Annotated in this window: 17 protein-coding genes; 10 read left to right on the top strand and 7 right to left on the bottom strand. The window is 68.5% G+C overall.

The annotated features are described in order from the left end of the window. Positions 1-119: 119 nt before the first annotated feature. From AB0L53_RS43455 to AB0L53_RS43440, 4 genes are all read left to right on the top strand, one after another. The gene (locus tag AB0L53_RS43455; RefSeq protein WP_364007697.1) at positions 120-926 is read left to right on the top strand and encodes an MBL fold metallo-hydrolase; all 807 of its coding nucleotides are present in this window, start codon (positions 120-122) and stop codon (positions 924-926) included. 73 nt (positions 927-999) lie between these two features. Then, positions 1,000-1,599, top strand: a complete 600-nt coding sequence (locus AB0L53_RS43450) for a PadR family transcriptional regulator (protein ID WP_364007694.1) — start codon at positions 1,000-1,002, stop codon at positions 1,597-1,599. A gap of 111 nt (positions 1,600-1,710) precedes the next feature. Further along, positions 1,711-2,088, top strand: coding sequence for an SgcJ/EcaC family oxidoreductase (locus tag AB0L53_RS43445; RefSeq protein WP_364007691.1), 378 nt, complete (start codon positions 1,711-1,713; stop codon positions 2,086-2,088). Then, positions 2,085-2,477 carry a hypothetical protein gene (locus AB0L53_RS43440; RefSeq protein ID WP_364007688.1) on the top strand — a complete coding sequence of 131 codons (393 nt, stop codon included), beginning with the start codon at positions 2,085-2,087 and terminating at the stop codon, positions 2,475-2,477. The genes AB0L53_RS43445 and AB0L53_RS43440 overlap by 4 nt, the downstream gene beginning before the upstream one ends. A gap of 111 nt (positions 2,478-2,588) precedes the next feature. On the opposite strand, the gene AB0L53_RS43435 is transcribed toward AB0L53_RS43440, so the two are convergent. The 3 genes from AB0L53_RS43435 to AB0L53_RS43425 are packed head-to-tail and all read right to left on the bottom strand — an operon-like array spanning position 2,589 to position 5,108. Then, positions 2,589-2,978 carry a Rieske (2Fe-2S) protein gene (locus AB0L53_RS43435; protein WP_364007685.1) on the bottom strand — a complete coding sequence of 130 codons (390 nt, stop codon included), beginning with the start codon at positions 2,976-2,978 and terminating at the stop codon, positions 2,589-2,591. 37 nt (positions 2,979-3,015) lie between these two features. Further along, the gene (locus AB0L53_RS43430; RefSeq protein WP_364007682.1) at positions 3,016-4,440 is read right to left on the bottom strand and encodes a HAMP domain-containing sensor histidine kinase; all 1,425 of its coding nucleotides are present in this window, start codon (positions 4,438-4,440) and stop codon (positions 3,016-3,018) included. Then, positions 4,437-5,108, bottom strand: a complete 672-nt coding sequence (locus tag AB0L53_RS43425; RefSeq protein WP_357938343.1) for a response regulator transcription factor — start codon at positions 5,106-5,108, stop codon at positions 4,437-4,439. Before AB0L53_RS43425 ends, AB0L53_RS43430 begins: the two co-directional genes overlap by 4 nt. Positions 5,109-5,231: 123 nt before the next feature. On the opposite strand from AB0L53_RS43425, the gene AB0L53_RS43420 reads away from it, so the two are divergent. Next, positions 5,232-5,675, top strand: coding sequence for a hypothetical protein (locus tag AB0L53_RS43420; RefSeq protein WP_364007679.1), 444 nt, complete (start codon positions 5,232-5,234; stop codon positions 5,673-5,675). Between the two features lie 87 nt (positions 5,676-5,762). Here AB0L53_RS43420 and AB0L53_RS43415 read toward each other — a convergent pair whose 3' ends face one another. Together AB0L53_RS43415 and AB0L53_RS43410 are read right to left on the bottom strand one after the other, a co-directional pair. Next, the gene (locus tag AB0L53_RS43415) at positions 5,763-6,839 is read right to left on the bottom strand and encodes a hypothetical protein (RefSeq protein WP_364007676.1); all 1,077 of its coding nucleotides are present in this window, start codon (positions 6,837-6,839) and stop codon (positions 5,763-5,765) included. Between the two features lie 103 nt (positions 6,840-6,942). Further along, the gene (locus tag AB0L53_RS43410; protein WP_364007673.1) at positions 6,943-7,359 is read right to left on the bottom strand and encodes a YtxH domain-containing protein; all 417 of its coding nucleotides are present in this window, start codon (positions 7,357-7,359) and stop codon (positions 6,943-6,945) included. A 263-nt stretch (positions 7,360-7,622) separates the two neighbouring features. On the opposite strand from AB0L53_RS43410, the gene AB0L53_RS43405 reads away from it, so the two are divergent. After that, entirely contained in the window at positions 7,623-8,159 is a 537-nt protein-coding gene (locus AB0L53_RS43405) for a peptidylprolyl isomerase (protein WP_364007670.1), read from the top strand. 173 nt (positions 8,160-8,332) lie between these two features. Continuing rightward, positions 8,333-9,202 carry a rhomboid family intramembrane serine protease gene (locus AB0L53_RS43400; RefSeq protein ID WP_358176614.1) on the top strand — a complete coding sequence of 290 codons (870 nt, stop codon included), beginning with the start codon at positions 8,333-8,335 and terminating at the stop codon, positions 9,200-9,202. Between the two features lie 33 nt (positions 9,203-9,235). On the opposite strand, the gene AB0L53_RS43395 is transcribed toward AB0L53_RS43400, so the two are convergent. Continuing rightward, positions 9,236-9,481 (bottom strand): cell division protein CrgA, encoded by a 246-nt coding sequence (locus AB0L53_RS43395; RefSeq protein ID WP_225301770.1) that lies wholly within the window; start codon positions 9,479-9,481, stop codon positions 9,236-9,238. A gap of 159 nt (positions 9,482-9,640) precedes the next feature. Between AB0L53_RS43395 and AB0L53_RS43390 the strand changes: the two genes are divergently transcribed. Genes AB0L53_RS43390 through AB0L53_RS43380 form a run of 3 tightly spaced genes read left to right on the top strand, consistent with a single transcriptional unit; the run spans position 9,641 to position 10,993 of the window. Beyond that, positions 9,641-10,264 carry a class E sortase gene (locus AB0L53_RS43390; RefSeq protein WP_358430668.1) on the top strand — a complete coding sequence of 208 codons (624 nt, stop codon included), beginning with the start codon at positions 9,641-9,643 and terminating at the stop codon, positions 10,262-10,264. 1 nt (position 10,265) lies between these two features. After that, on the top strand, positions 10,266-10,424 hold the full coding sequence (locus AB0L53_RS43385) for a hypothetical protein (RefSeq protein ID WP_358176611.1): 159 nt from the start codon (positions 10,266-10,268) through the stop codon (positions 10,422-10,424). Next, positions 10,421-10,993: a gamma-glutamyl-gamma-aminobutyrate hydrolase family protein gene (locus tag AB0L53_RS43380; protein ID WP_364007665.1), complete on the top strand. Its 573-nt coding sequence runs from the start codon at positions 10,421-10,423 to the stop codon at positions 10,991-10,993. Before AB0L53_RS43385 ends, AB0L53_RS43380 begins: the two co-directional genes overlap by 4 nt. Positions 10,994-11,144: 151 nt before the next feature. On the opposite strand, the gene pknB is transcribed toward AB0L53_RS43380, so the two are convergent. Beyond that, positions 11,145-13,007: a Stk1 family PASTA domain-containing Ser/Thr kinase gene (gene pknB, locus AB0L53_RS43375; RefSeq protein ID WP_364007662.1), complete on the bottom strand. Its 1,863-nt coding sequence runs from the start codon at positions 13,005-13,007 to the stop codon at positions 11,145-11,147. Between the last annotated feature and the right edge of the window lie 64 nt (positions 13,008-13,071).

Here is a 13,071-nt window from a genome sequence, read left to right as displayed (position 1 = left end):
CGTCCTTTCCCCGAGCCGGTGCGGATCTTCGGTGTAGATCACGACCTGAAACCCATATGGCCTGTTGCGATCGTAAGTAGAGTTCTCGCAGGGTCCCACGGGAGATTCAGGATCGAGCGATGAACGAGCAGTGGCGGGAAATCGGCGACCGGGTCTATGTCCGGCGCCATGAGTCCTTCGACATGAACGTCGGCCTGATCGTCGGTGATGACCACTGCCTGGTGCTCGACACCCGCGTGTCCCACCGGGAGGCCGCCGACCTGATCGAGGCGATCAGGCGGGTCACCACCAGCCCGTGGACGGTCGTCAACACCCACTCCCACTTCGACCACTACTTCGGCAACGCGCTGTTCCTGCCGGGCGAGATCTGGGGTCACTCCAGGTGCGCCGAGGAGATCGAGCTGTACGGCGAGCAGCAGCGGGCCAAGTGGATCGAGCGCCTGCCCGAAGATCGGCGGGCGGAGCTGGAAGAGGTGGAGATCGTGGCGCCCGACCACACGTTCACCTCGACGGCCACGCTCGACATCGGCGGCCGGATCGTGCACCTGAATCACTTCGGCCTCGGCCACAGCAGCAACGACATCGTGGCGCACGTACCCGATGCCGGGGTGGTGTTCGCCGGTGACCTGATCGAAGAGGGCGCCCCGCCGGCCTTCGGCGACTCCTACCCGCTCGACTGGCCTGCCACGGTGGCCGCGATGCTGACCGAGCTGCCCGAGCGGGTGATCGTGCCGGGGCACGGCGCGGTGGTCGACCGCGCCTTCGCCGTCGCCCAGCAGGCCGAGCTGGTCGCCGTGGCGGAGCTCGCCACGCGGGCGCACGTGGAGGGCCTGCGTGACCTGATCACCCGGTTCCCCTACCCGGAGGACGTCGCCAGGCAGGCCATCGAACGGGCCTTCCTGCAGCTCGACAGCCAACTGGCCTGACCCGTCGCGCACCAGGCTGGACAGCCGTACTGTCGTTTTCTATAGTGCATATTGCAATATAGAAGGAGGCATCATGGCGCGACGCCACGACCTGGTCGGGCTGACCGTGCTCGCCATGCTCTCGGTTCGTGCCAGCCACCCCTACGAGCTGCACCGCTTCATCGTCGACACGCACAAGGACTACGTGACCGGGCTGCCGCGCAGCCTCTACCACGCGGTCGAACGGCTGGCGAAGGACGAGCTGATCGTGCCGGCGAAGACCGACCGCGAAGGCCGCCGGCCCGAGCGGACGGTGTACGAGATCACCGAGGAGGGCCGCCAGGAGCTGGCGACGAGGCTGCGCAGGATGCTGGAGCAGCCGGATGCCGACCGGCGCACGCTGGTGGCCGCCGTCTCCCTGATCGGCGCGTTGCAGGTGCCCGACGCCAAGCGGGCGCTGCGCACGCGTACGGCCTCCATCGAGGGGACGATCAGCGGCATCGAGGCGCACCGGCGGGCGATGGCGGAGAACGGCCTGCCGGAGATCCTCATGCTCGAGATGGAGTGCGAGCAGGCCCTCTACACGGCCGAGCTGGCCTGGTTGCGCAGCGTGCTCGACCGGCTGGACAAGGGCGCGCTCGACTGGTCGGGCACGGTAAAGCAGTCGCTGATGGAGCAAGTGCTGGAAAGTTGAGTGGCCGCCGGGGTGCGCCAACACCCCAGCGGCCGGAAATCCGAACAAGGCGCCTGCCCTGTCCAGGACTCGCAGTCTCAGGATAGGCGCCGCGACAACAGGAGCAGTGCCATGTCCACTGAGATCAGAGACCTCCTCGCCAGGCTCACCGCAGCCTGGAACTCCGGCGACGCGGCGGCCTACGCCGCGCTGTTCACCGAGGACGCCGACTACATCACCTTCTTCGGCCTGCACCTCCAGGGCCGGGAGGCCATCGAGGTCGCCCACCGGCAGCTCTTCCAGAGCCCGATCAAGCTGACCGGAGGCGGCGGCGAGCCCATCGTCAAGCCGCTGGGAGACGGCGCCGCGCTGGTGATCTCCGGTGGTGGCTCGACCGTCGACGGGCGGCCCGATCCGAGCCGCGACTCGATCGTCACCTTCACCGCCGTCAGTACGCCCGGCGGCTGGCGCTTCGCCTCGTTCCAGAACACCCGGGTGCGCACGCCATGAGGAAGTCCCTGCTCGTCGAGGTGTCCGGAGTGGTCGAGGCGCCGCCTGGGCGGGTACGCGAGGCACTGGTCAACCGCGACCCGCTGGTCAAAGGCGAAGGCCGCTTCACCGTTGAAGACCTACCGGGTCACACCTTGACCGTCGAGGTCACCGACCGTTCGATCGCCTACCAGGGCGGCTGGTGGTACCGGGGTGAATGGTCGCTGGCCGAGCACCCGCAGGGCACGCTCGTCGTCCATCGGGTCCACAATGTCGCCGAGTGGCTGCGGTGGGCCGTACCGTTGGCGAACCGGTTCTTCATCGGCTTCGACGAGGCGACGCGCAAGAGGTTCACCGAGCGGCTCGCTCAGATAGGAGCAGACTTGGGGTGCTCCGCGCACCTGACCTAGGCTGCGGATCATCGCTGAGCGTAGACGCCGACAACCCCACGGGAGCCGTCGGCGTCTACGCCAGTGCCAGGTTCGAGATCTATCGGCGCGCCACGATGTACTCGCTGCCGATCACGCCAGCCTGATCTTGCCCTTCACCAGCTTGATCTTCTTTTTGGCGAGCGGACGCTTGGCCGGACCGCGCACCACCGCACCCGTCAGGGCGCTGAACTGGCTGCCGTGGCACGGACAGTGGATCTTGTCACCGCTCACGCTCGCCACCGTGCACCTCTGATGGGTGCAGATGGCGCTGAAGCATTTGAAGACGCCCTTCGACGGGTGGGTGATCACGTACTTGCCACTAACGATCTTGCCTTTGCCGACCGGGATGCTCTTGGCGCTGGCCAGGACCGGACCGGCGGCCTCCTCTTCGGCCTCGGCGGGTCGCGCCCACAGGAAAACGGCTCCTGCTGCGCCCGCTGCGGCGCCACCTCGGGTGATCAGTGCACGGCGTGTGAGCATGATTGCCTCCTTCAACTAACCACACGAGGAGAAGTGGCTAGTGGTTCAGGGGAAATCTCGCGATAAATCCACCTTCTTCGGCGACCAGCGTGCCGCCGTGCAGCAGCGCGATGTCCCGCGCGATCGGCAACCCGAGCCCGGCCCCGCCGACATCCCTGGCCCGCGCCTCGTCCAGCCTGGTGAACCGGTCGAACACCGCCTCACGCTGCCCCACCGGAATCCCCGGCCCGTCGTCGAGCACCTGGAGCACGGCCTGGCCGTCCTCCTGACGTACCCGCACCCGTACGACCGCCGCAGCGTGCCGTACCGCGTTGTCGACCAGGTTGGTCACCAGGCGGGCCAGGTGCGCCCGCGAGCCCTGGAAGACGACGTCGGGCTCGACGTCCAGCTCCATCCGCAGTTCGGGCCGCCGTTTGATGCGCAGCGACTCCTCCGCCGCCACCTGGCCGAGGTCGAGGTCGCTCGTACGCAGCGGCTCACCCGCGTCGAGCTTGGCCAGCAGGAGCAGGTCGGCGGCCAGCGACTGGAGGCGCTCCACATCGGCGAGCGCCTCGGCGGTCAGCTCGCTCGGCTCGGCCAGCTCCAGCCGGGCCCGCAGGGTGGCGATGGGGCTGCGCAGCTCGTGGGCCGCGTCCGCGACGAACCGTTTGTGCGTCTCGACGGCCGTCTCCAGCCGGTCGAGCGTGCCGTTCACGGTGGTCGCCAGGGCGGCGATCTCGTCGCCCGAGCTGGGCACGGGCACTCGCTGGTGCAGGTCGCGGGCCGTGATGTCGGCCACCTTGGCCCTGATGGCCGCGACCGGGGCGAGCGTGCGGCCGACCGAGAACCAGGTCATGCCCGCCACCACGAGCAGCAGCGCGGGCACGCCCGGCAGGAGGGCGCCGTTGAGCGTCCCAAGCGCCTGGTCGGCACCGACGAGCGAGGCCCTGGCCCAGATCTCCGCCGATCCGCTGGACGTCGACACGGGCATGCGCGCGACCGCGAAATCACTGGCCTGCGCCCAGCTCGTCGCCGCCGGAGCCCCCACCGTCGTGAGCATGACGTCTGGATCGGCGATCCGCAGCGCGAGCGCCGGCTGAACCACCAACCCGGCCACTGGGTCATCGGCGAGGCGCGCCCGTCCGCCCGCGGTCGGCCCCGCCGTCGGCGCGTCACTCGAGGCGCGCGCCCGTCCGGTTGTGGCCGGCTCCCCGGGGGTGGGCGTCTGGACAGTCGTGGGCCGGCTGATTACGGCGGTCAGGTCGACGGTCTCCGCGTACGGAGCCGCGGCCACGGCCTTCCTGGCCGCCTCCGCGCCCGCGCTGCTCTGCAGGCTGCCCCGCAGCGCCAGCACCAGCACGACCGCCGCCAACCCGAGCGCCACGGCCACCACCAGCGTCGCCGCCGCGGTCGCGCGCAGCCGTACGGACGCCATCCCCACGGGCAACCGTCCCAACATCAGGTGTCCGCGCCACCAGGTCATGCCGCCTCCAGTCGGTACCCGGCGCCGCGCACCGTCACCAAGGTCGTCCTGCCGAACGGTTGGTCGATCTTGCGGCGCAGCGCGCTGATGTACACCTCAACGATGTTCGGATCGCCGTCGTAGGAGAAGTCCCAGGCCTGCGCCAGCAGCTCGCTCTTGGAGACCACCTCGCCGGCCCGCCGCGCCAGCCCGTGGAGCACCGCGAACTCCTTCGGCGTCAGCGCGATCTGCACCTCCCCCCGGCGGCAGCGCAGCCCGGCCGGATCCACGACCAGGTCCCCGACCGTGATCGTCACCGGCCGCTCGTGCCCGCCCCTCCGTACGAGAGCGCGCAGCCTGGCCAGCAGCACTACGTACGAGAACGGCTTGGCCAGATAGTCGTCGGCGCCCGTGTCGAGCGCCTCGGCCTCGTCGTAGATGCCGTCCTTGGCGGTGAGCATCATGATCGGCGTCCAGTTGCCGGCCTCGCGCAGCCGGGAGCACACGGTGTAGCCGTTCAGCCTGGGCAGCATCACGTCGAGCACGATCACGTCGTAGGTGTTCTCCGAGGCCATCCAGAGCCCGTCGCGCCCGTCATATGCCACGTCGACGGCGAACCCCTCACCCGCCAGGCCGCCCTTGACCAGATCGGCCAGCCGCTGCTCGTCCTCCACCAGTAGCACTCGCACACCGAACAGGGTCCCGCACCCAACCTAAAGCCAACCTGAAGATCATTTAGGCTGCCTTCAGGATCACTTCAGGTACGGCGGGCCAGGCTCGGGGCGTCCGATCGTTTCCAGCAAGGAGATTCCATGTTCAAGCGACGTCTCGCGGTCCTCGGCGCGGTGGGCGTGCTCGTGCTCACGGGCCTGGGCGGATCCGCGATGGCCGACGAGGCTCCGTCGACCGTCCCGGGTGTCAAGGTGACGTGTACGACGAGCGACGGCAAGACCATCGCGTTCGCCGAGCGGGCGCGCGCCATCAAGGACTTCGTCGCCAAGCCGGGCGAGAAGGCGCCTGAGGGGGGTGTGGCCGTGCGCCGCCTGGACGACCAGACGATCGAGATCGAGTCGCTCCCGGAGGGCGCGGTCACGGAGGCGGTCCCGGCCAAGCCCGCTGAGGGGTTCACCGCCGAAGGCGGCGAGCCGGCCGACGACGCCGGGAAGACGGGCATCGCCCGGCCGATGGAGGACGGCAGCCTACCGACCAAGACCTTCGCCAAGACGCTCGCCGTCAAGTGCGAGCCGAGTAAGTGAGGGCCGCGCCCGCCGTAGTACCCGGGGGTGTACGGCGGGCGCGCTCACCTGGACCTGACGGGTGCGCATCCACGGGGGCGCGTTCACTCACTCCGGGAGCGACGGGTGCGGCCCCAGGGCCCAGTACTCGAACAGGCCGTGACCCACGAGCCCGTTGTACTCGAAGCGGCCCACGGCGTCGACCATCCCCCACATTTTGGACGCGTCGTCGGGCAGCGTGTACGTCACGCCTTGCACGACCGGCTCCGCGCCCTGGTACATCCCGTGCTTCCAGTCCGGCTCCAGGCCATAACCGGTGCCGACCATGAGGTGGACCGGCAGCACAGGGGTGCACCGCACGTCGAACGCCTTGCCGCCGGGAGGTGAGAACGTGATCGTGGCCTCGACGACGTCCCGGGTGCCGGGCGCGTAGACGGGGTGGTACTCGGGCCGGCCCAGATACTCCTCCTCGCGCCCGTCGGACCAGACCCTGGTGGCCTCCTCCAGGACGCGGCGGCCCTTCTCGTCCTCCTGGATGATGCAGAGGATCGCGTGGTCGTCGAACCGCATGGGCGTGTACAGCCAGTAGAAGCTGCCCGCGTTCTTCGCCTGGATGCCCGGCGGCTCGGGCTCGCCGACGGGCCTGATGCCCCAGGACCGGTCGCGGGTGCCCTGCCATCGGTCAGGGGTGACGGATATCTCGTCGTCCCCGATGCGGATGTGGCCGGACCAGAGCCCGGTCTGAGCCAGCCGTACGGAGTCGAAGATGACCCGCTCCTGCCAGCGGACGAAGTGCCGTGGCTCGAGCGTCGCCGGGATCGTGCCCTCCCAAGTGAGGTCGAAGGACAGGCCATGCTCGTTGGGCTCCAGGATGATCTGGAGCCGTTTGAGCCCTTCGATGACCTTCACCTGGAACGGGCCGATCTCGGTGTTCATCCGGTCGGTGCCGAGCTCGCGTGAGGCGCGGACGACCCGGTGCAGGTTGCCGTAGCGGACGCAGGCGAAGGCGTCGGTGACGCCCAGGTTGGGGTACTGGCCGGCGCCGACGATCAGCATGAGCTCGTCGGTGCCGGGGTGGCAGTTGAAGTAGTAGCGGTCGTAGAAATTGCGGTCCGAGGTCGCCACGTGCCGCATGACCTGAGCCGCCTGGTGGATGGGGTAGTCGTCGAGCGGGGACAGCGCCATGCCGCCGGTTGTAGCAAGCGCTTGGTATGGACGTCAACGCCTACGGGCGGAAACGCGAAGCGCGCCCCCCACTCGATCGAGTGGGGGGCGCGCTTCGCGCGGATCACGTCATCTTGCGCGATGCCTCATCCGCCTTGTCGGACATCTCGGACGCCATCCTCTCGGTGGTGTCCGCGGTCTTGTCCGCCTTGTCGCTGGCCCACTGCGACGCGTCCGAGGCCGAGTCCTTCATGTGCTCGGTCCACTGGCGGGCGTTACGCCGGTAGAACAGATAACCGATCGCGCCCACAGCGATACCGGTCAGAAGGATCATCACCGGCATCCCCCGCGACCTGCGCGGGGTCGGGTCGATCCGCTCGGCGGCGTTGACCAGCATGGCGCTGACCATGGGGGCGAGCTCATCCTCGACCCGATGCGCGGCCTCTTCCAGCCTCGGGGCCGCCCAGTAGCGGGCGTCCTCGATGCGATGAGCGGCGACCACCTTGGCCTGATCCGCCATCACCTTGGCCTGATCCGCCATCGGCGCCATTTGCCGGCCAGTTCTCATGGCCCGGGCCTTCATACGGCCCATCCACGTGGTTGGGACTACGATGACCACGCGGCGATTTTTCAGTGTCAGGGACACAACAACCTCCCCTGCTTGATGGGGCCCCGAGCCTGACCTTCCCGTAGCGAAGCGGCTCAATCATGGCCGTCCGTGGCAGGATGGCTTTTGCGGCCTAACGACCGTGGTCATCAAAATCCACAAAACCAACCTTGTACATAGAGGGGGGCAGCTGTCTCGTGGCCGAGAAGCTGATCGCAAACCTGCAGACAAATCGCGGAAATATCAAGATAGAACTCTTCCCCAACAAGGCTCCCAAGACGGTCCGCAACTTCGTCGAGCTCGCCGAAGGCGGCCGTGAGTGGACCCACCCGGGCACCGGGGAGACGAGCACCGGCCGTTACTACGACGGCACGATCTTCCACCGGGTGATCCCCGGCTTCATGATCCAGGGCGGTGACCCGCTGGGCGAGGGCATCGGCGGCCCCGGCTACGACTTCGACGACGAGATCCACCCGGAGCTCTACTTCAACCGCCCTTACCTGCTGGCCATGGCCAACGCCGGCATCCGGTTCGGCAAGGGCACCAACGGCTCGCAGTTCTTCGTCACGGTGGTGCCCACGCCGCACCTCAACGGCAAGCACACCATCTTCGGCGAGGTGATCGAGGGCCAGGACATCGTCGACGCGATCGCCAAGACGCCGACCGGCCAGCGCGACAAGCCGATCGACGAGGTGGTCCTGGAGTCGGTCACGATCGACCGCGTCCAGGGCTGACCAGACGCATCGTCCGGGGCTGACCTACGTGGGCTGACCAGACGTACCATCCAGGGTTGACCTAGGCACACATCCTGGGTTGACTCAGGCGGACCGTCCGAGGCCGCCCAAGGCGCACGGGGCGGGCTGAACACGCCAGCGCGGCGATGCCGCGCAGGCCATAGGCTGCGGTCATGACCAGCCAGCCGCCCAGCCCGCCCCCGCAGCCCGAGCAGCCCGCGGAGACCGTGCCGACGTGCTACCGGCACCCCAACAAAGAGACCTGGGTCCGCTGCCAGCGTTGCGAGCGCCCCATCTGCCCCGACTGCATGCGTGACGCCGCCGTGGGCTTCCAGTGCCCCGAGTGCGTGAGCGAGGGCAATCGAGGGGTACGCCAGGCGCGGTCGGCGTTCGGCGGCGCCGTGGTCACCACGCCATACGTCACGTGGGTGACCCTGGCGCTCAACGTGCTCGTCTTCGGCGCCCAATATCTGACAGGCAACGCGGTCACCGAACAACTGGCCATGCGGCCGTACAACGTCGTCGCCGGGCATGAGTACTATCGGCTGCTCACGTCGGCGTTCGTGCACGACGGGCCGTTCCACATCCTGTTCAACTGCTGGGCGCTCTACGTCATCGGCCCCTACCTGGAGCGGGCCTTCGGGCACACCCGCTACCTGGCCGTCTACCTGGTCAGCGCGCTGGGCGGCTCGGTGCTCGGCTACTGGCTCGACCCGCTCGGCCAGTACACGGTCGGGGCGTCAGGAGCCATCTTCGGCCTGTTCGGCGCCGTGTTCGTGGTGGGGCGCAAGCTGAACATGGACGTACGCGGCATCGCCGTGCTGATCGCGATCAACCTGGCGATAACCTTCCTGGTCTCCGGCATCAGCTGGACCGGCCACATCGGCGGCCTGATCACGGGATCGGCCCTTGCCGGGGCCCTGGCCTACGCTCCCAAGAGCAACAGGACCCTCTGGCAAGTGCTGACGGTCGTGGGAGCGCTGGCCATCCTGGTCGTGCTCGTGGCCGTCAGATCCTCGGCCCTCCTGGGCGGCGTGGGCTGACTTCCCCAGGGTGTGGAAAAACTGTGGAAAAAACTAACGCCAGCGGGTGGAGAGCACGACCCCGAAGATGATGAAGACGAACCCGATCAGCAGATTCCAGTTGTGGAGATCGCCGATGAAGGGTGCGCTGGGCGCCACGTAGTAGACGGCGATCCACAGGATGCCGATGATCCACGACACCACCATCGTGGGAGCCAGCCAGCGCGGGCTGACCGTGACCTGCTGGGACTTCTGCGGCGGCGTGTAGACCGCCTTCTTGCGAGCCTTGGACTTGGGCACTGGAAACTCCTGCTGGGCGCCTGGGCATCCGGGTTGTCCACAGGCTATTAGTTTTGAGCGTAATTGCTTTGAGCGTAGTGGAAGCGTGCCCAGGATAGTCGCCACGCGCACGAGATGGCGATCCCCGGCCTCCGGATGGGCCGCGCTTACGCTGAGTGAGTGAGGGCCGTGCTGCGGGCCGCGGGGGAATCGAGCATCACCGCGGGCCTGATCCTGTTGTTGTTCTGCGCCTACCTGCTATGGGGGACGGGCGTCTATACCCAGCGCATGCAGCTGCAACTGCAGCAGGAGCTGGTGGAGGAACACGCGCGCCCGGAGCCGGCCAAGCTCCGGAAGATCGAGCTGGGCCGGGCCGTGGCCATGCTGCGCATCCCGAGGCTCGGGCGCGACTACCACTACGCCGTGGTCGAGGGCGTGGATGCGGAGCACCTGAAGAAGGGCCCGGGCCACTACCCCGGCACCGCCCTCCCCGGACAGATCGGAAATTTCGTCATATCGGGTCACCGGACCACGTACCTGGCGCCGTTCAACCGGATCGACGAGCTCCAGCGCGGCGACGAGATCATCGTCGACGCCCCCGAAGCCCGCTACACCTACCGGGTGACCTCGCAGGACGTCGTGTACCCCGACGAGGTCGACGTGATCGCCTCGGTGCCCGGCAAGCCCGACACCAAGCCCATCAGGGCCTACATCACGCTGTCGACCTGCCATCCCGAATACTCCGCCGCCCAGCGGCTCATCGTGTTCGGTGTGCTGAAGAAGACCGAGCTCAGGATGGAATGACATGTACGGATGGCTCTGGGACAGGCTGCCGGGCGGCACGGGCACCAAACTGCTGGCGGCCACCGTGCTGGTCGCCGTGGCGGGCGTCGTACTCTGGTATGCCGTGTTCCCGCTTCTCGAACCCGCGGTGACGCTCGACGAGGTGACCGTACGGAAATGACCCGAGTGCTGGTCGTGGACAACCACGACAGCTTCGTCCACACCATCGTCCAATATCTGCGCGAGCTGGGCGCCACGTGTGACGTGCGCCCGCGCGACGACGTGCGCGTGAGCGACGCCGACGGCTTCGACGGCGTCCTGGTGAGCCCGGGGCCCGGCACACCGGAAGCGGCGGGCGTGAGCGTCCCCCTGGTGCGCCACGCGGCCCTGCGCGGCCTGCCGCTGCTCGGCGTCTGCCTCGGGCACCAGGCGATCGGCCTGGCCTATGGTGCCACCGTGTCGCGGGCGCCTGAGCTCGTACACGGGCGGACCAGCGCGGTATCGCACGACGGGCTCGGGGTGTTCGCCGGGATCCCCTCGCCGGTGCGGATGACCCGCTACCACTCGCTGGCCGTACGGCCCGACACGGTGCCCGCCGAGCTCGACGTGACCGCCCGTACCGAGGACGGCGTCATCATGGGGCTACGGCACCGCACGGCGCCCGTCGAGGGCATCCAGTTCCATCCCGAGTCGGTGCTGTCGGAGCACGGGCACCAGCTGCTCGGCAACTGGCTGCGCGGGATCGTGTAACACTCGGCCGCCGCCGGACGACAGACAGATGAGCGTCCCCGCCGTTGCCCCCGAGCGGCGGGGGCGCTCTTTCACGTGTTCGACGTGCCAGAGCCGCCCTCCCGATGTGGGAGGGCGGCTCTGTCGCCGGGCTCTGCTCAACGCCCGCGGGTCAGCCTTCGATGCTGCCGTCGTCGATCGGTGAGTCGTCGGTCGGCTGGTCGTCCGTCGGCTGATCGGTCGGCTGGCCGTCCGTCGGCTGATCGGTCGGCTGCGGCTGGTCCGTCGGCTGATCGGTCGGCTGCTGCTCCGGACCCGTGGAGACCACGATCGTTATGGTGGTGCCGGGGTTCTGCGGTGTGCCCGCCTCGGGGTTCTGCTGGATGACAGTGCCCTCAGGCTGCTCATTCGCCTGCTGGACCGCTCTGACCTTGAAGCCTGACGCCCTGAGCGTCTTGGTGGCGTCCTGCTGGGTCAGGCCGATCACGCTGGGGATGGCGATCTGCTCCTTGGGCACGTAAAGCGTGACGGTGCCGTCCTTCTCGACCTCCTCGCCGGCCTTGGGATCGGTCTCGATGACCTTGCCCTGCGGCTTGCTGGAGACCTTGGTCTTGACCGTGCCGGTCAGCCCGGCCTTCTCAAGGATGTCGTTGGCCTCCGCGGTCGTGGCGCCGATCAGCCCGTCGGGGACCTTCACCTTCGGCGGGCCCTTGGACACGACCAGCTTGACCGTGGAGTCCTTCGCCACACTGGTGCCTTCGGCGGGCTCGGTCCTGATCACGGTGTCCTTGTCGTACTCGGCGCTGGCCTCCTTCACCACCTCGGCCTTCAGCCCCAAAGTGGTGAGCTGGGCCTGGGCGGCCTGCAGGCGCTGCGCGGCGAGCGAGGGGACCTTGATCTCGCCCGTGGTCTTGTCGCCGCCGCTGCTGAACACCGCGTAACCGACGCCGATGAACGCGCCGATGATCAGGAGCGGGATGACGATCCAGGCCGCGGTCTTGAGCGCGGTGTTGCCGCCGCCGCTGTTGGCGCGCCGCCGCCCGCCCCGGCCGCCGTGCCCGCCCTCGTCGTACTCGTAGGGGGGCACCGCGCGGGTGCCCTGAGTGGCCGGGCCGGTGGCGGACTGGGTCGCCGTCATCATGCGGGTGCCCGCACCGTAGTTGCTGGTCATCGCCATCGTCTGGGCGTCGACCGGCATGCCGGACATCGCCCGCTGGATGTCGGCCCGCATCTCGCCCGCGTTCTGGTAGCGATGCGCGGGGTCCTTGGCCATGGCCTTCAGCACGATCGCGTCGCACCACGCGGGGATCTCGGGGTCGATCTGCGACGGCGGGATGGGCTCCTCGCGTACGTGCTGGTAGGCGATCGCCACGGGGGAGTCGCCGGTGAACGGCGGCTGGCCGGTGAGCAGCTCGTAGAACACGCATCCGGTGGAGTAGATGTCGCTGCGGGCGTCGACCCGCTCACCGCGCGCCTGCTCGGGCGACAGGTATTGGGCGGTCCCTATCACCTGCGCCGTCTGCGTCATCGTCGCGGCCGAGTCGGCCATCGCGCGGGCGATGCCGAAGTCCATCACCTTGACGTCGCCGTTGCGGGTGATCATGACGTTGGCCGGCTTGATGTCGCGGTGCACGATGCCGCCGCGGTGGCTGTAGTCCAGCGCCCGCAGGATGCCGTCGACCAGCTCGGCCGCCCGCTCCGGCAACAGCCGCCGGTCGGCCCGCAGCAGGTCGCGCAGCGTCCTGCCATCGACGTACTCCATCACGATGTAGGGCACCGGGGCGCCCTCGCTGACGTCTTCGCCGGTGTCGTAGACCGCGACGACCGCCGGGTGGTTCAGCGAGGCCGCGGACTGCGCCTCACGGCGGAAACGCGCCTGGAAGGTGTGATCGCGCGCCAAGTCAGAGCGGAGGGTCTTGATCGCGACTACGCGGTCCAGCCGGATGTCTCGGGCGCGATAGACCTCGGCCATGCCGCCGCGCCCGACGACGCCGTCGAGCTCGTAACGACCTCCGAGTCGCCGAGGCTGAGTCATTTCCTGCACTGTCCCTTACCGTTCATCTTGGGTACCGGCCTGCTCGCGGGCCGCCGGTGTCCAT

The organism is Nonomuraea sp. NPDC052129 (assembly GCF_040680095.1).
Taxonomy (GTDB): Bacteria; Actinomycetota; Actinomycetes; order Streptosporangiales; family Streptosporangiaceae; genus Nonomuraea.
This window is presented reverse-complemented; position numbering and strand designations above follow the sequence as displayed.